This window comes from Nostoc sp. JL34, assembly GCF_017114945.1.
GTDB lineage: Bacteria > Cyanobacteriota > Cyanobacteriia > Cyanobacteriales > Nostocaceae > Nostoc.
The window spans coordinates 38,976-61,487 of the sequence record NZ_JABXKQ010000044.1; the positions used below are offsets into that span (position 1 = coordinate 38,976).

General features: G+C 41.1%; 16 protein-coding genes and 1 pseudogene. 9 read left to right on the top strand and 8 right to left on the bottom strand.

What is annotated here, in order from left to right; translation table 11 throughout:
* Positions 1 to 19 precede the first annotated feature (19 nt).
* Entirely contained in the window at positions 20 to 1,609 is a 1,590-nt protein-coding gene (locus HWQ44_RS08360) for an NB-ARC domain-containing protein (RefSeq protein ID WP_292717421.1), read from the top strand.
* A gap of 240 nt (positions 1,610 to 1,849) precedes the next feature.
* On the opposite strand, the pseudogene HWQ44_RS08365 reads toward HWQ44_RS08360, so the two are convergent.
* The 3 genes and pseudogenes from HWQ44_RS08365 to HWQ44_RS08375 all read right to left on the bottom strand — a co-directional run.
* A pseudogene (locus HWQ44_RS08365) lies at positions 1,850 to 2,044 on the bottom strand (M42 family peptidase); the annotation flags it as partial.
* Positions 2,034 to 3,173: an SGNH/GDSL hydrolase family protein gene (locus tag HWQ44_RS08370; protein WP_335203040.1), complete on the bottom strand. Its 1,140-nt coding sequence runs from the start codon at positions 3,171 to 3,173 to the stop codon at positions 2,034 to 2,036. The pseudogene HWQ44_RS08365 and the gene HWQ44_RS08370, both read right to left, overlap by 11 nt.
* Before the next feature lie 225 nt (positions 3,174 to 3,398).
* Positions 3,399 to 4,793 (bottom strand): S-layer homology domain-containing protein, encoded by a 1,395-nt coding sequence (locus HWQ44_RS08375; protein ID WP_292717424.1) that lies wholly within the window; start codon positions 4,791 to 4,793, stop codon positions 3,399 to 3,401.
* A gap of 1,667 nt (positions 4,794 to 6,460) precedes the next feature.
* On the opposite strand from HWQ44_RS08375, the gene HWQ44_RS08380 reads away from it, so the two are divergent.
* Complete coding sequence (locus tag HWQ44_RS08380) at positions 6,461 to 7,666, top strand: histidine kinase (protein ID WP_292717427.1); 1,206 nt, start codon at positions 6,461 to 6,463, stop codon at positions 7,664 to 7,666.
* 51 nt (positions 7,667 to 7,717) lie between these two features.
* On the opposite strand, the gene HWQ44_RS08385 is transcribed toward HWQ44_RS08380, so the two are convergent.
* Both HWQ44_RS08385 and HWQ44_RS08390 read right to left on the bottom strand, forming a co-directional pair.
* Positions 7,718 to 8,743, bottom strand: a complete 1,026-nt coding sequence (locus HWQ44_RS08385) for a PleD family two-component system response regulator (protein ID WP_292717430.1) — start codon at positions 8,741 to 8,743, stop codon at positions 7,718 to 7,720.
* Positions 8,731 to 8,931, bottom strand: a complete 201-nt coding sequence (locus tag HWQ44_RS08390; protein WP_292717433.1) for a hypothetical protein — start codon at positions 8,929 to 8,931, stop codon at positions 8,731 to 8,733. The genes HWQ44_RS08385 and HWQ44_RS08390 overlap by 13 nt, the downstream gene beginning before the upstream one ends.
* Positions 8,932 to 9,619: 688 nt before the next feature.
* On the opposite strand from HWQ44_RS08390, the gene HWQ44_RS08395 reads away from it, so the two are divergent.
* Entirely contained in the window at positions 9,620 to 9,880 is a 261-nt protein-coding gene (locus tag HWQ44_RS08395; RefSeq protein WP_292717436.1) for a chlororespiratory reduction protein 7, read from the top strand.
* A 179-nt stretch (positions 9,881 to 10,059) separates the two neighbouring features.
* Here HWQ44_RS08395 and HWQ44_RS08400 read toward each other — a convergent pair whose 3' ends face one another.
* Positions 10,060 to 10,629 (bottom strand): DUF2854 domain-containing protein, encoded by a 570-nt coding sequence (locus HWQ44_RS08400; protein WP_292717439.1) that lies wholly within the window; start codon positions 10,627 to 10,629, stop codon positions 10,060 to 10,062.
* A gap of 482 nt (positions 10,630 to 11,111) precedes the next feature.
* Between HWQ44_RS08400 and HWQ44_RS08405 the strand changes: the two genes are divergently transcribed.
* The gene (locus HWQ44_RS08405) at positions 11,112 to 11,285 is read left to right on the top strand and encodes a hypothetical protein (RefSeq protein WP_292717442.1); all 174 of its coding nucleotides are present in this window, start codon (positions 11,112 to 11,114) and stop codon (positions 11,283 to 11,285) included.
* 128 nt (positions 11,286 to 11,413) lie between these two features.
* Here the strand turns inward: HWQ44_RS08405 and HWQ44_RS08410 are convergent, their stop codons facing one another.
* Positions 11,414 to 11,830, bottom strand: coding sequence for a response regulator transcription factor (locus HWQ44_RS08410; RefSeq protein WP_292717445.1), 417 nt, complete (start codon positions 11,828 to 11,830; stop codon positions 11,414 to 11,416).
* Between the two features lie 190 nt (positions 11,831 to 12,020).
* Positions 12,021 to 14,201 carry a polyphosphate kinase 1 gene (gene ppk1, locus HWQ44_RS08415; RefSeq protein ID WP_292717447.1) on the bottom strand — a complete coding sequence of 727 codons (2,181 nt, stop codon included), beginning with the start codon at positions 14,199 to 14,201 and terminating at the stop codon, positions 12,021 to 12,023.
* Positions 14,202 to 15,099: 898 nt separating this feature from the next.
* Between ppk1 and HWQ44_RS08420 the strand changes: the two genes are divergently transcribed.
* The 5 genes from HWQ44_RS08420 (at position 15,100) to HWQ44_RS08440 (ending at position 22,476) form a co-directional block, all read left to right on the top strand.
* Positions 15,100 to 15,615, top strand: coding sequence for a hypothetical protein (locus HWQ44_RS08420; RefSeq protein ID WP_292717449.1), 516 nt, complete (start codon positions 15,100 to 15,102; stop codon positions 15,613 to 15,615).
* Between the two features lie 367 nt (positions 15,616 to 15,982).
* Positions 15,983 to 18,619, top strand: a complete 2,637-nt coding sequence (locus HWQ44_RS08425) for a GAF domain-containing protein (RefSeq protein WP_292717452.1) — start codon at positions 15,983 to 15,985, stop codon at positions 18,617 to 18,619.
* Positions 18,616 to 19,062, top strand: a complete 447-nt coding sequence (locus HWQ44_RS08430) for a response regulator (protein WP_292717838.1) — start codon at positions 18,616 to 18,618, stop codon at positions 19,060 to 19,062. Before HWQ44_RS08425 ends, HWQ44_RS08430 begins: the two co-directional genes overlap by 4 nt.
* Before the next feature lie 5 nt (positions 19,063 to 19,067).
* A complete protein-coding gene (locus HWQ44_RS08435; protein WP_292717840.1) occupies positions 19,068 to 21,347 on the top strand; it encodes a response regulator in 2,280 nt (759 codons plus the stop codon).
* A 214-nt stretch (positions 21,348 to 21,561) separates the two neighbouring features.
* Positions 21,562 to 22,476, top strand: coding sequence for a hypothetical protein (locus tag HWQ44_RS08440; protein ID WP_292717455.1), 915 nt, complete (start codon positions 21,562 to 21,564; stop codon positions 22,474 to 22,476).
* Positions 22,477 to 22,512: the final 36 nt, after the last annotated feature.

The window sequence follows — 22,512 nt, forward strand, 5'->3', positions numbered from 1 at the left end:
TTACAAAAACTTGAAATATATGCCTGAACGCTTTTCTCTCAAAGCCTCTCAACGTGGAAAAAAACTCGTCAAGGAAGCATGGAAGAGGTTAATTATGGCACACGGAACGACGATTGCAAGTGCTTCAGATATGAATGAAATATTTCTTAGAGAAGCAAGTAAGATTTTACAACCAGATAAAAACTGGGATAATGTTTCAGAAGAGCATTGTGCTGTATCTAAAGCTACTTTGAAACGCTTTCGGGAAGCAAAGGAGCGTATTACTGGTTCTACTTTTAAGATTTTTTGTCAAGTGTTGAACTTGAACTGGGAAGATGTAGCAGAAAATGAAGCAGATACTAATAGGGATTTGAGCGAAGCACCTCCTCCTATTAATTTTTACGGACGTATCCAAGAGTTAGCTGAACTTCAGCAATTGCTTATCCAAAAAGGTTGTCGGTTAATTCTTATTCACGGGATGGGAGGAATTGGAAAAAGTGCCTTAGCTCGCCATTTAGGAGATAGAGTTGCTGACAAATATGAGCGTTTAATCTGGCTTTCTCTGGAATCATCGCCACCATTTCAAAAAATATTGATCAAACTGGTACAATTTTTATCTAAAGGTGAACAAGAAGAAGGTGATATTTACCAACTCATGCAGTATCTACAACATCAAAAATGTTTAATAGTGCTGGATGCTTGGGAAGACATTATCGAAAATTATAGCGAAGATTATATAAAATATAATTTCTTAGTAGAGAGAGTTGCTAAAGAATCCCACAAAAGCTGTTTATTATTACTTAGTAGAAGAAAACCTGACAATATTGCAATATTAGAAGGAAAATTTGTTTCATCTAAAAAATTGTTACCTCTCATCAAAAAAGACGTAAAAGAATTTTTAAGTGCGGAAGGTTTATTTGGTACAGATATTGAACTAGAGAAATTTAGTGAACGTTATAACAATCCGTGGATACTTAAGAGAATTATACAAAGCATTCATAATGTCTTTAATGGTGATATATCACCATTTATAAATAATGGTGAAGTTACAACTGTTATTGATGAATTAACCACTGGTTTTTTAAATCAGCAATTTAAAAGACTTTCACAAGCAGAAATAAATCTGATCTATTGGGTAGGTATCAGACGCAATACAGCCTTATGGAATCAATTAGTACAAGATAGTAAGCAATTTTTAACTTATCAGCAGTTATTTGAAACTGGAAATAATTTAATTATAAAGCATTCTTTAATGACTAAAAATACAGAAGAAGTTTCAGTAATCTATATATTAGAACCAGTTATTTTAAAATATAGTAATGATAGATTTATCGCAGAAAATTATGCACAGATTGACCAAGTTTTTCAAAATAGTATCATTAATGGTTGTGAACTATTTATTACTCATGCTTTCATTACAGGCTACCCAAAAGATGAAGAACTTAATCAGGAACAAATGAGGCGGATTGTTAAACCCATTGAAAAAATGCTATTGGTTAACTTTCGTAGTCAGCAGCAACTTGAAAATCAACTGAAAAAAGTTTTGTCACTATTGGAAGATAAAGGATTGTCTCAAGGATATGCTTCTCAAAATGTTTCACATTTGATTTCGGCTAGCAAACAAATTTAGCTAAGTAACAGGTAGCTTAACTGAACTTTTCTCTAAGCTAAAACTGAGGTTTGAATTCGTATCTGCTTTAATGGAAAATTTTCAATTGTAAATTGCAGCATCAAATGAACTTTTAATTCAAAAAATGCTTTAAAATATAGGTAGTCAGTTTATGCTTCATTCAAGTTTTTTGAATTAAAATATCATGTAGGGGATAGAGAGAGAAGCAAAGACTATGATGATTTTATCCTTGTAAAAAGATCACAAAAACTCAGTTTCGCAGAAAGTTTTTAACAAATCGATACAGTTAGCGATCGCTTCTAAATGAGCAATTTCATAGGCATGTGTATTTTGTGTGGGAAATGCCAAACACCCAGCACGCCCAACATGCTCAAATTTCATGGTAATTGAAGCATCACTACCAAACCCATTCTATACAGTTCGTTTAATTTTCAACTGTTGTATGAGACAATCGCGCATCAACAACCCGACCTACTGATAGGAGTGCTGACCTTTTTTGTTGACGCTTCAGCACTGCTACCGCACCAAAAGCACCAAGGGCTAAAATCCCCAAATTGATCGTAGGTTCAGGGACAGACTTAGCATCAATCGCCGCCAGTGCAGTATCTGCTATCACCTGATGAACAGCGCTTGTTGGGTGGAAGCTGTCCCAGATGAGAAATTTGTTGTTACCTGGATCACATATATCTAGCCTAGATAGACAAGACTCGGTTACATTCGTAAAACCTAATGCGCTTGCTTGATTAAATAAAGAATAAGTATCAACAGAGATGATGTTGAGATTTGGGTTTTGATTCAAAGCGTTTACCGTTTGTGCTAAACCTAAGTTAAACTCACTACTCGATTTACTAAGGGTTGTAGGGTTGCGATTATCAATTTTAGCTGCTGGTAGCTGTCCCAAATCTGGCAAGTTAAATACCAAAATATTTTTCGCACCGACTCCTACCAAAGTATTCAACGCCAAAGATATATTACTGATTGGCGTAGTCGAATCTTCAGGATTAAGAAAAAAGAAATCATTCGCACCTCCCCACAATGTATAAAGTGCATCTGGATCGGCAGTTTGATTATTTGCTTGCAGAGTTCCAGCAAAACCAAGGACTTGTTTGAGTACTCCCGGCAAATTTGGATTGGGAACGACAGCATTACCTAGACCAGAGCTAGCACCACCGAAAGCGAAGTTTATCCCTTGGGTAGGAATAGTAGTAAAATTCAGATCAGTCAATAAAGTGGGCTTTAATCCTAGCTGATCTCCAAGATAATCTACCCAGATCGGCCCATCGGAAAAACGTCCTTCAAAGTAAGGTGGGCTTTGAGGGTATGTTTTATTCGTAGCATTGTATATATTGCCTGTATCAGAAAGACTATCGCCAAATACATAAAGCTGATCAAAACTCGCAGCCGAGGCTTTGGTCGGCAACATGAAAGAAAATAGAACAAATCCGACTGCGATCGCTTGTTTTTTCATATTTGCTTTATCTGTGTTATTTCTTAGTCTGTTTAAAAGTAAGCAAAGGGCGATATTACAACTCGTCTTTTCTTCAGTTACTTCAAAACCAGGCATATTTAATGAGTTAATTTACGTCATTGTACTTAACTATGCCTCAAAAATTCATCAAACATAAGTAAAAACGCTGTAAATACTTAAATTTACATTTTCTTGATAAAAAATCGGTGCATTACAAAGAAATAGCAAAATTTCCATACTAGAGATGGAATTACCCACTTTTATGCTAGCTAGCGATCAACTAACCGGAAGAGAATTGCGTAACCCTTCGTAGACATCCCTTTAACTTCGCTTTAATTTCAAAGCCTCAGCAGCCGATACACCCTCACCCTGAGTGCCGAAATACCACAAAGCTATAGCAGCTTCAGCACGAGTTACTGGTTTTTTGGGTTGAAACAGAGTCGTATAACCAAACACCCGCCGAATATTCGATTGTTCGCTATTCTGGTAATCAGCCAACACTGCTCTTAAAGCTTTGGGGTCAATTCGCGCTGCATCTTGGAAACCCCAGGTTTGTTTGACCGTATCTAAGTTAGCAGAGGGTAAAGCTTGGCGAGTATCTAGGGGTAATTTCCACAGCAGTAACTGTTCCCGCGTTAAGGGTGCATCAGGACGAAATAAAACTACTGTAGAATCTCCAGACAAAGGACTAGGAATTAACCCAGCTTCCGCTAATCCCTGAATTGCTGGAAAATCAGGGTCTTTTGCTGACACATCACTAAAAGCTGGTTGAGCACTTTCTGACGCCAAGCGAATTTGTTTAGCTGGATTGCTGACATGCATGGCATTGTTAGCAGCAATTAGCCAACGGGCATATTCCCGATGTGTGACGATTTTACTGGGTTCAAACTGGTTAGTTCTAGTAGTAGAGTTGCTCTTAGTTGCCTCTGGTTCTATAGACAAAACACCTAATGCAGCTAAGTCTTGGATGTGTTGCCGCCATTCTTGCGGTGCCTTGTTAAGATCGTTGAATACCTGAGATTCAATTGTGGCTGTAGGGATTGTTTGGTTATTAGCCGTGCTTGGTGGCTGTGCTGCCAAGTTTGCAGGTGGTATCGGGCCAATGAACTGTGGATCTCCAGTTTGAGGAACCGCGTTAGTAGTTTCGTTAGGATTTGTAGTTGGAGTAGGTTGTGCCGTTGTAGTACTATTCGGTACGGACTCAATCAGTAATTCAGTGGCTGTTTGAGGTTGATTGGGTGTGGCGTTAGTAACTGATTTAGGCTGAATAGAAACCTTCAACAGCAAATCGTTACGACGGGCCTCAAAAGCACCTCCCGCATCATCTGTTGGCTGTTGCAAAATCTGCCAGTTATTTGTTTGAAACTGAGTGCGATAAAAGCTAGCAATAAAGTTGCTGGGATCAGAACTCAACCAACGAGTTGAGATTTTGTTGTCTGAACCGCTAGCAGGTGTAACTTCCTGTAGTTTGGCATTGGAATATAGTGGAATATCTTTAGGAAAATCAGCTGGTAACTGAACTGTTGATTGGTTTTGCTGTGCTTGCGGTTGGTTAACCTGAGATTCTCCAAAGACAACTGGATTGCTTTGCAGCTTCGGATCTGCCGCCAAAGATTGCTCAAGGTTTTTGGCGACTGGACTGTTAGCACAGGCTGTTAAGGAAGTGAGTAGAACAGCCCAAATTAGAAATACAGCTGGACGTTTACAGGGAAGCACAGGAAATCACAAGTTGAGTTTCAATTCCTACCCTAGCGCAGACTGTTCATTAAATGGGATTGGGGATTGGAGATTAGGAAGTAAAAGCTGGGAAACCGAGGAGAATCGAATGTCACCTCTGCTGGTTTGCTTCTTATATCACCAAAAGACACTACCGACTCACTGCGTCTTCTTCGTAAATGTCTCTGTTGGTGATGATGATATCTTCAAAAATGAGTAAACGGTAGCAAAAGCTACCGTATTGTCTTCGTTTTACAGCCATTAGGTTTTGATAATTCCCATGCTTATTTATAGAATTCCCTAAAATTATGGAAAACTAACATTTTCGGAAAAAAAACACAAATAAACCTGGAATACTTGTGATGTAACAGTTTTATTGCTTTAATGCTTGAAGCTGGTACTCCATCACAGGGATGATCACAGATTAAAGGAGTTCGTAGTAAGCACTAAAGTGCTTCAATAATGAGGGCTAAAGCCACCGACTACGAACTGATCAAAGTTAATGTGGCAGACTACTAGATTGAGAATCCATTTTTCAGATAGTTCTCTAAATATCCAAGTTGTAGAGCGGATAACTGTTCGAGAACTTGCCAAAGAACTGTTTAGCTATCAAAAGCTTTAATCTCCTTCCAGATGCACTAAGTTAATGCAAAGCCTACGCCAAGCAAATGAAGTGATAGACTAGGACTAAAGCCCCCCTTAGCCTCACCCAAGGGGGGAATGGATAAAGTTTGCTAACACTGCCTTCCAATCGATTTTGAAAATTATTCATCTGACGATGGTAAGCTGAGTAAGGCAATAGCTGGAAAATGCCAGTGTTAAGCAATTCAGGAACTTAGCGTAAGTTCGTTTCTTGGCGACTGAGGTCATAGGCAAAACAGCCAAGTGTCGCAGCAGTTTCCCTAGTATCTCTAAATTGATTTTCTGGGGAAAGTGCTACTTGTGCTGTAGTCAATAGTTTCTTTCTTGGCAGCCTCGAAAGCAGTGAGTGCTTCCTCTAAAAGTGCGTAGTTTACCGCCGTAGGCATCGCCTCTATATTATCCAAAGCTTTATCTCAGGCAACCCATCCCCTGTTGTTCTGGGATAGGGCAGTGGTTCTTAAAGGACAAGGCTGGGCACAGGGTGCGCTTCGCAAATTATGGAGGCAGTATACAGTCGGCTATGGCTGTTGTCCCAATCCGACTAATGATTGGGTAGAGGCAAAAAAGACACTTCATCGAATGCACTGGCGGTTGAGAAAACCCTCTACAAAGTTGGTCTGAACAGTTAACAGCTTCCTGATAGATTAGATACAATTAGCATCTACGTTTGGTTGGGCGTAGGCGTAGCGCGTCGTAGACATCGCTTATTCAAAGCGAGTACTCAAATTGACATAGGGCTGCACTAACCGATTTGATATAGCAATAACGTTTTCACCTGCTAACTCTGGCGAAAATTTTTGATTCAGGGCAAATTAAGACTTATATTCAAGGGGCTTGGGTGTTTCTTGGAGATAAAGTTAGCCAAAAAGGGGCAAAAGACTGAAAAAGATCCGTCTGATGTCAAAAACGCAGATCGGAGAAGAGGATGAAAATCTAAAATAGATATTAAATTGAAGAAAAAACAACGACCATCGACAACCGTCAGTCCATTTTACTTTCTGTAAAGCGTCACCGGGTTGTTACCAGTGCTGAAACACGATTACATGCAAGTTTCCCAGGATCAGCCTATTTATTCTGAGGCTCCACTCCAGCTGTTACTGTTTGTCGATGGACGCCCTAAGTCCCGCCAACAGGTGCAGCGAATCCGTGCTTACTTAAAAGAATTGCAGGCTGAGTATAGTTTTGAACTTCAAACTATTGATGTTGGACAACAACCTTACTTAGCAGAACACTTTAAATTGGTAGCAACGCCAGCTTTAATCAAAATCCATCCCGAACCACGACAGGTTTTGGCTGGGAGTAATATCATAGCGCAATTGAAAAATTGGTGGCCTCGCTGGCAAGCCGCTGTAGACGCCTATTTGAAATTACAGGAAGACTTACAAGAACGGATAGACGATACTGTTAGGGCAACATCACCCAAATCCACTATCCGTTCAGTTGCTGTTTCTGCCGAACTAATCCGACTCTCAGACGAAATTTTTCGCTTGAAACAGGAAAAAGATAATCTCCAAGAGCAGCTACAGTTTAAAGATCGGGTGATTGCGATGCTGGCGCACGATCTCCGCAATCCGCTAACTGCCGCTGCGATCGCTATAGAAACTCTCCAATCTAATTACAATTTAGACACAGGCCAATTCCAGCGCCTCAAACCATCCTTGACGGCGCATCTATTAAAACAAGCCCGTAATCAAACTAAGATCATCGATCGGATGATTGCCGACCTTTTGCAGGTAGGTCGTGGCAAAGATACAGAGTTTCCGATTCTCCCACAAAAAGTACAGCTAGGTAAATTGTGCTTAGATGTACTAGAAGAATTGTGCGATCGCTACACTGCCAAATCCCAAGAAGTAGAAACGGATATTCCCAATGACTTGCCTTATGTATATGCTGACCCAGAACGCATCCGCCAAGTATTAGTGAATCTATTGGATAATGCCATCAAATACACCCCAGAAGGTGGCAAGATTAGCGTTGCCGGATTGCACCGCACTACCCAAAAAGTTCAGTTTAGTATTAGTGATACTGGGCCTGGTATTCCTGTAGAGAATCGCGATCGCATCTTTGAAAACCACTTCCGCCTGCAACGGGATGAAGGTACAGAAGGTTATGGCATTGGTCTTTGTCTATGCCAGCGGATAGTTCTAGCACATTATGGCCAAATTTGGGTGGACTCTGCCCCCAATAATGGAGCATGGTTCCACTTTACGCTGCCAGTTTATCCTTCTTAGGCAATAAGCATGGGGCATTAGGGCTTGGTCTTCACAAATGACAAATGACAATTAAGTACTTGAGATAAAGCGATCGCGCCCCCCGGCCTTTGCTTGATAGAGTGCTTTATCTGCCAGCACGATCAACTCTGAAGGTGAGGATTCCCAAGTGGGGATAACAGTAGCCACACCCATACTGAGGGTGACGTGCTGACTCACCGCAGATCCGTCATGAACAATTTGCAAATCTTTGACTCCCGCTTGTATCGATTCAGCAACGTGAACCGCACCAGATGCAGGGGTGTATGGCATAATCACAGCAAATTCTTCGCCACCATAACGCGCTACTAAATCCTGATGTTTTTGTGCCTTAAGGCTTAAGACAGCACCCACCTTTTGTAAACAGACATCCCCAGCCGGATGGCCATATTTATCGTTATAAAATTTAAAAAAGTCGATGTCACACAAAATCATTGACAGAGGAGATCCCTCTTGTGCGAGATTAATCCACTGAGTATTGAGATAATCGTCAAAGCGGCGACGATTAGCCAACTCAGTTAAGCCATCTACATTGGCAAGGTGATGCAAAGCTTGGTTTGCCGCCTCTAATTGTTTGTATACTTGCGCTTGCTGTAGCAGTCGACGCAACCGCTGGCGCAATACAGGCCAGTGAATTGGTTTAGTAACGTAATCAGTCGCCCCTGCGTCAAAAGCACGGTTTACGGATTCCTCATCGTCCAAGCATGTGATCATCAATATGGGAGTGCGCTCCCATATCTTGGAGATGACTGTATTGTTAAGGGTCGAGTCAGTATCAAAGTTTGCAAGGGCTGATATTAAATTATTCCTGGCAATCTGGAGCAAGTGCTTACAGCAGGTAAAGCCATCCATCACAGGCATGACAGCATCTAGCAAAACTATATCCGGTTTGATAGTCTCGTAAGCATCTAAACATTGCTTGCCATCATTAACCTCGACCACTCGATAACCTTCTTGTTCCATAGCTTTACGCAACAATACTCGGATGGTCTTGTCATCATCAGCCACTAGAATCAATGGTGGTTGCTTAGAAACAGAAAATGGGCTTATGCCTGACATGAGTTGCCTTCCACTTGCGGGACTATCCTGAAAGAGGCTGTGCAACTCAATCGCATAGGGGCGATCGCTCTTTTCATCAATGCCAGAATTTGCGGCAAAGGTGTGTCTAGCTTTACAATCAACTGTTTTGTGACAATGGACTGCTCAATGTTCGTGAGCCAAGTAAGCGGTAGATAACTAAGTTGCATAGACAATCTATAATTGGAACATGAAGGCAATTTTTGCCTTTTTGTTCAGCTATGGTTATGGGAAGAAATGTTACTTTTATATTTCCCCATTGTTAAAGTCAAATTACAATTCTTTTGAGAATTGCAAATACATACCTTAATTATGTAGTTCTGTAGTTAGTTTAGAAACTTAGTAAGACAGTGCAAAGCAATTGCCAAAGTCCGCTCAGAAGATAGCTAATACTAAAAGCTAATATCACATGACTGAAATTTATTTAGTCTATTCGACCAGGGTTGCGAAGCTTTAGTATAATTACATAAGATTAAGCTTGCTGCAAAACTTTGTTCTCCATTTACTCTAGGTTAATAAATTAAGTAAAAATTCTTATTGAATTCGATTCAGTATATCTAGTATAGCTTGGCAAAAATCTAGCTACAATCCTAATCAACTAAATAAATTGCTCAGAGCAGCTAGTTCAAGGTAGACAAACTGAGGCCACAGTGTACGTTGTTTATTTTGAAAAAGAGCAATTTAAGAGCTAAGATTATATAAATATAGATATTCTAAATTTAGATTAATATTTTGAAGAAATAAGTACTATAGTTACTTCATAGATAGCTCATTAAATTGTCATATTTGTTACTAAATAAACAACCAGAAGTTCTTAAAAAAAGCTCAAAATATATTTACATTCACTAAATCTTCAAAATGCCAGACTCATTAATGTATCAGCAGGATAATTTTGTTGTTCTAGAAACAAATCAACCAGAACAATTTCTGACGCTATCAGAGTTATTAGACAAGCTGAAAATAACTCTCCAACGACTCATAATTCAAGATTTACCGCCTGACTTGCAAAAGCTTGATACTGTGGAAGCTCAAGCACAATATTTACTCGACACCAGCTGTGAATTAGATGTTGGCCCTGGGCAATATTTACAGTGGTATGCAGTTCGTTTAGAAAAGTAACTTTTTCGTCAGTGGTTAAGAGAATCCCAAATAAGAAATTCTCCAACAGTTAGTAGGGGAGAATGCCACTTAACTTAAGCAAAAGTTGCTGCCCACATCCCCCGACTTCTTCAAGAAGTCAGGGATATAAATCGTGGATAAAGGCATGGAGTTTGGGTAACGATAATTTTTGTTATTGACTAGTGACTAGTGACTAGTGACTCTTTTTGAGTATTGATCAGCGCTAGCTCAATTGTATTTTCAGATGGCTGCGTTATTTGAATCTCCAATCCAGGGCTAAAATAGTTGGTCATTTTTTCCTGCTTTTTTTGCCACACATCAAATGGTATTAGCGGTGAATCAAATTCTAAAATTAGGGCATAGCTGCCATTAACTTCTATTTCTCGTAACCCTGTGATTGTTGGCCGTTCCTGGTCTGTGGGACTCAAACCTAGAAAAGAAAGTGTTGTATCTAAATGAGCATCTTGACCGTAGCAATATCGGGTAATGTCTTTGCGAATTTTATTTTGAGTTTCAGTTGCTTGCTGCTCGCGTAGTACCAATGCTGACGGTGACGTAATTTGGCTAAAGGGTACTGGCTTGAGTTCATTAGCTTTCAGCGCCAGTCCTCCCAACAATAGAGGAATCCCGTAAAAAAATCCGACTAAATTAAGTGTGGCATTGTTATCAGCATAGGCGACGAAGCCAATGATGGTTAATATGCCACCGATAGTTAAACCGAGTGTTCCCAAAGAAATTTGGCGTAGCATGAGCTTAAATTATTATAAAGTCTGAATACCTCAGTTTTATTATCATCGGTTATAAGTAACAAATTAGGGAAGAAAATCGTCCACATTCAGTAGTATTCAACTAACCCAGAATTGCCAAGTTAAAGCGGTTATAAACTGCGTCTACACGAGGCTTTACCTACCTGCGTGGGTTTCAAACACTCAAATTTTCCTCCTTAGTCCGCGTGCAGCCTCTTGTAGGGAAGGAAAGGCGGATTTTGCCTATGTAGGCGCAAATTCCATTCACCCTGGCTCTAAGTTTACATGTATGAGCAATATTCTCCATAACATATTTAGTTCAAATAAATAAATGAAAACTGCTTTAAGAGTAAGATTATAGGAGACACAGAGAGTTTCTCAGGAAAGAAAGTTAGTGTAGTGGACTACTAAGTGCTGATAGTGCCCCACAATGTTAGATTTTGAGTTAAGTTTAAACTTAAAGGTAGTTAAATTGGAAAAGAATAATGGATTTACAGACTATAAAAGAACGAATCGTCACAGTTCAAAGTAAACGCGAGTATTTGTTAAACTTACTGGAGCAACCAAACCTGGGAACTTTGAGAGTTGACGTAAATCAGGCTTTGGAAGAACTGGATGAATTAATTGATGAATTTAGACGCACCATTCCGGTAGAGTAGAAATTATCAAAAATTGCGTCGGTTTAACCATCAACTTCAGGCTATACCGACGCTTTTCAGTACTATCATGTCTTAAATCCCCAGAATTTAACTAAGCCTGAGTTGGCGAAGCAATATTGCTGTATCATTTATCCTGCCACTGAACTATCTCCTGCACGCTGACCTAACTGCCTAACTAAGGCAATAAGTTCGCTTGTAGACACATCTTTCTTGCAAACGTCATCAAAGCTAGACATTGGCTTTGTCCCCTGAAAATTTACGTCTTCCACTGAAGAGTAGGCAAGGATTTGGGTATTCGGAGATATAGCTTTAATGTGACTAGAGGCACTCCAACCATCCATAACTGGCATTTGTAAATCTAGAACAATTACGTCTGGATGGCAACGTTTAACCATTTCTATAGCTTCTTCACCATTACTGGCTAAACCTACTACTTGAATATTTTCCTGGCAAGAAAAAACCAATTGTAAGGTTAAACGAGTCAGTTCGTGGTCATCAACTACTAGAACACGCAAGGTAGAAATCTCACAGGATAACATTAACATTGAGGGGAAAGACGAAATTATTCAGAATAACCCCTCTAGTTTATGGGAACAAGTGCCAGCCCTGACTCTATCCTATGGTTGAATAACTTGTGTGAACCCATTACAAACAACTTAGACAACTGCTCAAAAAATTCAAGTTTTCTAAAAAACCTAGGTTGAGCTAGTTGTCAAGATATAAGTAACTGATTTTTTAATCGATCAGATTTGATGCTACACCAGTTGAGCGTAATGCCATACTCATAAGAATTTTTTGTGAATTAGCTTCTGGAGAATCATCATAAGGACGCCGTTGAATGTAAGTGCCATCGGCTTGTAATTCCCAAGCTTGGCGATTATCTGCGAGCATTATTCCCATAATTTCTTGCAAATCTTTAGCAATATCAGGGTCTTTAACTGGGGTAATTACTTCCACTCGGCGATCTAAGTTGCGGCGCATCCAGTCGGCACTGCCGATATAGATTTCCTCCTGTGTATTGTTATGAAAATAATAAATCCGAGAGTGTTCTAAAAAGCGACCGACTATGCTGATGATGCGAATGTTTTCACTAATGTCTTTGATTCCTGGACGCAAACAACAAACGCCCCTGATAATTAAGTCAATTTGCACTCCGGCGCGGGAAGCTTCATATAATGTGGCGATAATTTCTGGATCGACTAAGGAATTCATTTTGGCAACAATCCGTCCAGAAAACCCATTTTGAACATTTTCGATTTCGCGATGAATGAGTGCCAAAAAGCGATCGCGCATATTCACAGGCGCAACCAGCAACTCTCGATAAGACTTTTGTCGTGAGTAGCCTGTCAAGAAATTAAATAAATCTGTGATGTCAGCACCCAATTCTTCACGGCAACTAAACAATCCCAAATCTGTATACAGCCGTGCCGTTTTGGGGTTATAGTTACCAGTCCCAATATGCACGTAGCGACGTATCCGGTCTTTTTCCCGCCGTACCACCATCACGGTTTTACTATGGGTTTTTAGCCCCACTAAACCATAGACGACATGAACTCCAACTCTTTCTAGTCGTTTTGCCCAGTAAATATTATTCTCTTCATCAAATCGCGCCTTTAATTCCACCAGTACAGATACCTGCTTGCCATTTTCGGCAGCGGCAATTAAGGCGTTGACGATGGGCGAGTCGCCAGAAGTCCGGTAAAGGGTCATCTTGATGGCTAACACATTCGCGTCGTAGGCGGCATGGGTGATAAAGCGCACCACTGTAGCCGAAAAGGATTGATAGGGATGGTGTACTAGCAAATCCTTTTCCCGAATCACAGCAAAAAAGTCTTTTCCTTCGTCCGTCTCCAGCGTATCTGGGTCTAAACTTGGTTCCCTCAGTCGTTGCAGGCGTAATGGTACAACAGATTGGCGTGGCGGATCTTTGAGTTCTGGCAGTGGTAAGGCCATAAAATACATCAAATCCCGCAGTCCTAAAAGACCGTCTACTTCGTAGAGATCGCTTTCTGTTAATTCCAAATCATGCAATAATCGCGATCGCACTATTTCAGGAGTCTGGGACTGAATTTCTAGCCGGACTGGACTCCCACCTAGCCGCCGTTTTCGCAATTCCTGTTCGATCGCTAACAATAAGTCATCTGCTTCATCTTCTTCTAAAACCAAATCGGCATCACGGGTAATGCGGAAGGGATGATATTCTTGAATGTTCATCCCTGGAAATAGGGATTCTAAGTTATGAGCGATCGCCTGTTCTAAAGGGACTCCAGTCCAGTGAGCAGGTTTTTCGTTATTCTGATCTCCCAACTCAGGCGGTATTGGTAAAAATCGTGGTAGAACGCTGGGGACTTTAACTCTGGCAAAGAATTCTTCTTCGGTGTCTGGGTTTTTGACCACAACAGCCAGATTCAGACTGAGATTAGAAATAAAAGGAAAGGGATGACTAGGATCAACAGCTAGGGGAGTCAAAACTGGAAAGACTTGTTCCTCAAAATAGCTGTTGAGATGAGTTCGTTGTTTTTGATTCAAATCTATGTAATCCAGAATATGGATACCGTGATTTGCTAGTAGGGGACGAAGTATTTGCTCAAAATGTTGGTGTTGTTTCTTGACGTGGGGAGTGAGGGTAGACCTAATATCGTCTAACTGTTGTTGTGGTGTCCGACCATCGGGAGTTAATAGGCTGACTTTCGCCTCTACTTGTTGCTTTAAACCAGCAACGCGCACCATGAAAAACTCATCTAAATTAGAGTTAAAGATTGCCAAAAACTTGAGGCGTTCGAGAAGAGGCGTGCGATCGTCACAGGCTTCATGTAACACCCTACCATTAAATTCTAACCAGCTTAACTCTCGGTTAAGATAATATTGTGGATCGCTGAGATTGATGGGGGTAGCGCTTTTCTTAGATTTTGCCATAATGACCTAAGGACAGGCAGATGTAGCCCATTGAACTGGGGGACAATAAACATAGTAAGTTAAATGGTGCTTAAGCATAACGCTAAGGCTATTTTTGGTTGTACTGATTCTCTACCTCGCTACTGGTAAGGAATAAACATAAGCTGATGTGCTTTTAAGTTGCATAATTCAAATCGCTAAAAAGATGCAAAGACACGGTGATGCAATTTGAATGACGATTAACTTAATGCTGAAATTAAAAATATATTTGTATCTAAATAACTTTATTCAAGACTCAGAAATTACGCACTCAAAATCTGAAACCTCGATCGCCTCGAACTCTCCTCAAAAAGGGGGAATTTCTTCTCGATCAGCCCTAAGACTAAAAAGTAAACTCTCATAGGCACGAAAGCCAAAATTAGCAAGAAACTTTTGGGATTTGGCACTATCCGATTGCGTTCCTTTGAGATAATCACTCTACCCAACCCATAACTAGATTTTATAGCCGGTTTCAACTGTGGGGAATATGGTACGGGTTGCACAACTGTAAGCCACTATAAAATATTGCATCCAGATGAGAACCGCAATAAGTTTGGGGATTCAAATCGTTGCTCACAGCATATTACCCATAAAGATGCACTTAAGATTTAGCAAAGATATGATATGAGCATTTCTAAAAATGTGTGGCGAATTATTAAGCGGAGTTTACAGAGAATTATGCTGTAGAAAGCAGTCTAAAGCCTTACCTTTAGTGCTTTCAGAATTTGGTTTTCCAAAATCCCTGTTTTGGTAAGTATTGCCACAACTATCATCCAAGTATTAAGCAGGTAGAAGTTTGACTAGAACTGAATTTTATCGTTATTTTGCAGTTTTCTTATAGAGCTACACTAACAATTTAGTCTATTAGTTTTTTTAATTTATGACCGCCGATTATTTGAAAAAATCAAGTATTATTACTGATATTATTCTGGAAGCTAATGGTTATATTGAGAACGCAAAGAGCAACAACACAAGGAGTTTGTTAATTATGAAAATTTCTGCGATCGTTAAAGGAAGCATCTGCCTGTTAGGCTTAGTTGGTGTTGGTAATATCCTGGCTGCGCCAGCAAATGCAGGGCAAGCTTCTGCTCGCGGTGCGGTTACAATAGTTAGACCATCAGGTTCTTCTCTTAGCGTTAGTGGTGAGTTGGTTGCAGCTGATGGTACAGACTTTACCGCATTAGATGTTGTCGTTAATGGTAGTGCTGATATAGGTACAAACCAAGAAGTTGTCACAGGTCTCACATTAACCCCAACTAGTGCAGCAGCTTCAACAACACCTCCCACCACAATTGAAGGAGCTATTGCAGCACAGATTGCTGCTGGTTCTTTTTCTGCCGTTGAAGATTTAGCAACCCTTATCAGAGCAGCTGGTGCTAATGGCGGTCTAGACTAGATTGAATTTTTGCCTAGTAAGTACTTACAAAATTTTTAGCGACTGAGATAACAGTTGAATAAATTAAAAGTAGGGGAGAGAAAAAGCACTGCTATGTCTCTTCCCTATATTTATGATGTTGTTAGCGAATTTATCTGCGCTCAACTTGATTTCTAAGGTGACTTCGACAAACCCCTCCCTAATTTGAATTTTTGGTCAAACCTGTCCATCTCTAATGCGGAGATGGACAGGTTTTGCGTAGTAAAACCTTTTAGAGGTCTTTTTATTAGGCTGATTATAATTAACTAATATTAAAAAAGGTTAAGCTATTCATCAAGTAGCGAGACTGCTGATTGGATATCACATTAAGATTTATTAAGAAAAGCTAATGAAAGCTGGACATATTGATACAGAAGCGGCGAGGTTAGAAGCCCTCCGCCAGTATCAAATTCTTGACACGGAACCTGAAGAAGCCTACGACAATATTGCTCAGTTAGCGGCATTTATTTGTGGCACTCCCATATCGTTGGTAAATTTCATTGATGAAAACCGTCAATGGTTTAAGGCAAAAGTAGGTTTAAATGTATCAGAAATGCCTCGGAGTGTTGGATTATCTTATCTTTGCCAAGAGCAGCGTCATGTTGTGGTGGTTCCTGATACCCAAGCTGATGCAAAGTTGGCAAATAATCCAGTAGTTACTGGCTATCCATACGTACGATTTTATGCCGGAGTACCCTTAATTACTCAGAAAGGAGATATCCTAGGAACTCTGTGCGTAATTGACCAAGTTCCACGGCAACTGAGCCAAAAACAAGTTGAGGCGTTTGTAGATTTGAGTCGCCTGGTAATCGACCAACTAGAACTCAGGCTGCATGTAGCTGAGGTATCTCAAATTACTGAGAAACTAATGGCACATGAGCAAGCAGCCCATGCCCAATCTGAAGCCGCCAGAAGCCGCATCGCCAATCTTCTCGAAAGCGTCACCGATGGTTTTTTGGCCCTGGATAAAAAGTGGCGATTCACCTACATTAATGGTCAAGCAGAACGGCTCTTACAAAAAACTCAGAATGAGCTTTTGGGTAAAAACATTTGGGAGGTGTTTCCAGAAATTATCGGTACAATATTCCATCGTGAGTATCACAGGGCAATCTTAGAACAGGCGAGCGTGGAATTTGAGGAGTTTTATCCGCCACAAAACTGCTGGCTTGAAGTCCACGCCTATCCGGCAAAAGATGGCTTATCTATTTATTTCCAAGATATTACTGAACGACGGCGAACAGCAGAAGCACTACGAGAAAGTGAAGAACGTTGGCAATTAGCATTACATGGTAATAATGATGGTATTTGGGATTGGAACCTCAAGACTAATGAAGTGTTCTTCTCAACTCGATGGAAGGAAATGCTCGGCTATAAAGACCACGAAGTTTCCAACCGTTGGGATGAATGGACAAAACGAATCCATCCCGATGAGCGAGATTGGGTACTTGAAGCCTTCCAAGACCACTTTGCCAAGAAAACACCATTTTACGTCTGTGAATATCGAGTCCAGTGCCAAGACGGCAGCTATAAATGGATTCTAGATCGAGGACAGGCACTTTGGGACGCATTGGGTGATATAGTACGGATGGTGGGTTCTTATACTGATATCACGGATCGCAAGCGGGCAGATGAAGAATTAAAGCGGCAAAATCTGCGATCGCAACTATTTGCAGAAATCACCCTGAAAATTCGAGAATCTTTACAAATAGACGAAATTCTCCAAACTACGGTAACAGAAGTACAAAAATTACTCCAAGCTGACCGAGTTTTGATTTTTCAACTCTGGCCAGATGGTTCGGGAACAGTGGTACAAGAAGCAGTGCTACCAGGTTGGCCAGTAATTCTAGGAGAAAATATTTTTGACCCCTGCTTTAAAGCAGAATATCTAGAAAGATATCGTCAGGGCAGAGTGAGTGCTATTGAAGACATTGAAGCTGCTCACATCCAACCATGCCATCGAGAATTTCTTCAGCAGTTTGCTGTCAGGGCTAATCTGGTAGTACCGATTCTTGTCAGGGATGGCATTTGGGGCTTATTGTTGGCTCATCAGTGTGCCGCACCTCGCCAGTGGAATAACTTTGAGACGGAGTTATTACAGCAATTAGCTAACCAAATTGGAATTGCTTTATCTCAAGCGCAACTGTTAGAAAAACAAACCCAGCAAAGTCAGGAACTTGCGCGTTCCAATGCGGAATTGGAACAATTTGCCTATGTCGCTTCCCATGACTTGCAAGAGCCGTTGCGGATGGTAACCAGTTATTTACAACTACTAGAGCGAAGATATAAACATCAATTGGATGCCAATGCCGATCAGTTTATCACCTACGCAGTAGATGGGGCCCGGCGGATGCAGACCCTAATCAACGATTTGTTGAATTATTCTCGCGTCAGCACCCGTGGACAGCCTTTTATGCTAGTTGATTGTAGTGTTGTCTTAGAGCAGGCGATCGCTAATCTTCAACTAGCGATCGCAGATAGTAGAGCATTTGTCACTTATGATACACTACCTCAAGTGATGGCTGATGCTACCCAATTGACACAATTATTTCAAAACCTCATCGCCAACGCCATCAAATTTTGCCATAATCAGCAGCCACGAATTCATATCGGGGTAGCTAAGGGAGTAGGGGAAGCAGGGGGAGCAGGGGGAGCAGGGGGAGCAGGGGGAGCAGGGGAAGAAAATACTACCTCATCTCCCTCAACGCTCCCAGTCGCCAGTCGCCAGTCCCCAGTCGCCACTCAAAACGAATATTTATTTTGGGTGCGCGATAATGGAATTGGTTTAGAATCCCAGTATGCTGAACGTATTTTTATAATTTTTCAGCGCTTGCACGGTAGAGACAGGTATCCAGGGACTGGAATTGGTCTGGCAATTTGTAAGAAAATTATAGAACGCCACGGCGGCCGGATCTGGGTTGAGTCGAAACCGGGTCAAGGCTCGACTTTCTACTTCACAATTCCAGATATAGCAGGTAAGCAATGGTGAGAACCATAACAGCGATTATGCCTATTGAGGTTTTGTTAGTAGAGGATAATCCTGGTGATGCCCAACTCACACGCATCGCCCTAGAAGATAGCAAAATCTCGATTCACTTGAATGTGGTCGAAGATGGTGTAGAGGCAATGGCGTTCTTGCGAAAACAAGAGAAATATGCCAAAGCAGCCCATCCAGATATTATACTGCTCGATTTAAACCTCCCGAGAAAAGATGGGCGGGAGGTACTAGCAGAAATTAAAGGAGATGAAAACCTCAAACGAATTCCTGTTGTCGTCCTGACGACTTCCCAAGCTGAAGAAGACATCCTCAAAGCTTATAACCTTTGTGCCAACTGTTATATAACTAAGCCAGTAGATTTCGATCAATTCGTTAAAATTGTACAGTCAATAGAAAATTTTTGGTTTGCGATCGTAAAACTGCCACCGGAGTAGTGGAAATGGCAGGTAAACATATTAAAGTTTTGTTAGTAGAAGATAACCCTGGTGATGTCTTTTTATTACAGGAGTTTTTAAAGGAAGTTACCACAGTTGTAGTTGATTTGATGCCCGTTGAGCGGCTTTCCGAAGCCCTTAACTATCTAGCCAAGGAAATTTTTGATGTAATTCTGTTAGACCTCTCGCTGCCAGATAGCCAGGGACTGGAAACCTTTGTCATTGCTCACGTTGAAGCAAAAGCAACTCCGATAATTGTGCTGACAGGTATAGATGATGAAACCCTAGCAATTAGTGCAATGCAGCAAGGAGCGCAGGATTATTTAGTCAAAGGGCAAGTAACTGGCGACTTGCTGGTACGTTCTATGCGTTATGCCATCGAGCGTCAACGGGCAGATGACGCACTGGGCCATAGTGAGGAGCGATTTCGGGTTGCTCTGAAAAACTCTCCAATTTTTGTCTACAACCAAGATAGGGAGTTACGCTACACCTGGGTTTATAATCCCCCTGATGGAGTGACTGTTGAGGAAATATTGGGCAAACAAGACTTAGATATCATTCCAGTTGAAGATGCTCAATGTCTGATCGCAATTAAACGTAGGGTGTTAACCACGGGCATAGGAACGCGAGAGGAAGTATCAATTACAATCAAAAATACCACTCGATATTACGATTTAACTGTCGAACCATTGCGAAATGAATCGCAAGAAGTTGTTGGCGTGACTTGCGCCAGTATTGATATTAGCGAACGACAAGCCGCGCTACGCGATCGCAAGCTAGCTGAAGAAAAAATCCGCGAACAAGCAGCATTACTTGATGTCACCACAGATGCCATTTGCGTGCGAGATTTAAACAATCAAATTATCTTCTGGAACAAAGGTGCAGAAACACTTTACGGCTGGCAAGCGACAGAGGCTTGGGGCAAAAATGCTAGTGAGCTTTTGTATGACGAACCTTCACCGGAAATCGAAGCGGCTCTGTTGCAAGCTATTAGTAAAGGGAAGTGGCAGGGTGAGTTAACTAAACTTACTAAAATGAACAAGGAAATCCTTGTTGCTAGTCGCTGGAGTTTGGTGTGCGATGAACAAGGAAAACCGAAATCAATTCTCACCGTTGACACAGATATTACCGAAAAAAAACACCTAGAAGCTCAATTGTTTCGCGCTCAACGTCTGGAAAGTATTGGCACTTTAGCTAGTGGCATTGCTCACGATCTCAACAATATCCTGACACCGATTTTGGCAGGAGCGCAACTGCTACCACTGAAATTTCCCAATGCCGATCAGCGAACTCTTCATCTCCTGGAAATTCTGGAAATCAACGCTAAACGCGGCGCTGATTTAGTCAAACAGGTACTGTCCTTTGCGCGGGGTGTAGAGGGGAAGCGCATCACTTTGCAACTCAAGCATTTGATTATGGAAGTTGCCAAGATTCTGAAAGAGACATTTCCTAAATCTATAGAAATTAGCACTGATGTACCCCACGATTTGTGGATGGTTTCTGGAGATAGCACCCAACTGCATCAAGTGTTGATGAACCTCTGCGTTAACGCCCGCGATGCTATGCCCAATGGCGGTACTTTGAGTATCTCTGCCGAAAATCTGTTGATTGATGAAAATTATGCTCGCATGAACCTGGAAGCCAAAGAGGGGCCTTACATAGTGGTTACTGTCTCCGATAGTGGAGTTGGGATTCCCAAAGAAATGTTAGATAGAATTTTTGAGCCATTCTTTACCACAAAAGATGTGGGACAAGGCACTGGTTTAGGACTTTCCACCGTGCTAGGGATCATTAAAAGCCACGGAGGTTTTGTAAACGTGTATAGCGAACCGGGAAGTGGCACTAGCTTTAAGGTTTACTTGCCGGCGGTGGGGGGAATGGAAACACTCAGTCCAGAAGATTTGCCACCACAGAAAGGACATGGAGAATTGATTTTAGTTGTGGATGATGAAGCTGCGATTCAAGAGATTACGAGAACATCACTAGAAGATCATAACTATAAAATCTTAGTTGCCAGTGATGGCATTGAGGCGATCGCACTATATGCTCAAAATAGGGACAAAATTAGTGCCGTCCTCATGGATATTATGCTGCCCTCACTAGATGGTTTAACTGCCATTCGTACCCTGCGAAAAATCAACCCCCAAGTCAGAATTATTGCCAGCAGTGGGCTGATGTCTGACAATAAGCTCAGTGCAGTAGCTGCTATTGGTGTCAATACGTTTTTGTCGAAGCCCTATACTGTCAACGAATTATTGCTTTCTTTACAGAAAGTACTATCGTGAGTCAAGTAATTACGTAAAAAACCTGATAGCGGTGAGTACAAAAGGTTGCTTCACTGATGTGAGTGCGAATTGCCTGGATTTGATATGATTGAGCATCGTCTAACACACTTCTCTTACGGAGAGTGGGAGAGTACTGAGGAAGAATTTTAGATTTTGGCTTAAATCTAAATCCAAAATCCAAAATTGAATTGCCCTATGCCCAATCCTTTTTACTATGGCTCGATTTCTCAGATTAATTATAAATATAGTAATCTTGAGTGCATTGTTACTCATATCTGTGCAAGTTTGGGCGCAAGATTGGCGTCCGGTTCGCGGTGGTATCCCTTTCGGTATCAGTGGTATAGCTTTGATAGAGCAGCAAAGCAATAGGCTCGATTTTCTGATTGTCCATGACAACAAACAAAAAAACCAAGGTCGCATAGCAATCATCAGCATTAAAGGTAAGAACCAACCTGAATATTTCCCCTTGAACTGGCCAAATAATACAGAATTACCCATCGATTTAGAAGCTTTAACATCTGTTCCAGAGAAAACAAAATCCTCTTTTATCGCTTTAAGCAGTTCTGGAAAAGCTTATTACATCAGGTTAGAGCCTACCAATAAGACCATCTCCGTTCTCAAGGAATTTAATTTACCAGGAATTATTCAAGGAAGTAATTTTGAAGCATTTGGATTACAAAATATAAACGGTAAATTAGTTGCTATTTGGGGACATCGAGGTGAAGGAGAACAACCAGCAACTATTTTTTGGGGAGTGTTTGACTTGGCTAAATATCAAATTACTCTTGCAGGTTTTGCCAATCTAAAAGTACCGTTTCCATCTGGCAATGTTCGCCATATTTCAGATATTAAGGTAGACCCCGTAGGAATTGTGTACATCACTTCCGCAAGTGATGCCGGAGATGATGGCCCATTTCAATCAGCTGTGTATGTCGCTGGTTACTTGGAATTGCTTGGCAACAAAATTGCATGGCGGCAAAATTCTCAACTTGTTCCTCTCTACCGCTCTGATTACCACAAAATTGAAGCTATGGAACTTGTTCCCGGTGCAGAAGGCGGTGTAGTGGTTGGTACGGATGACGAGAATTTGGGTTCTTATGTGTACATTGTAGGTGGAAGTAGCTACTAGATTTTGAGGATTGCTAATTTATTTGCGATCGCCTAG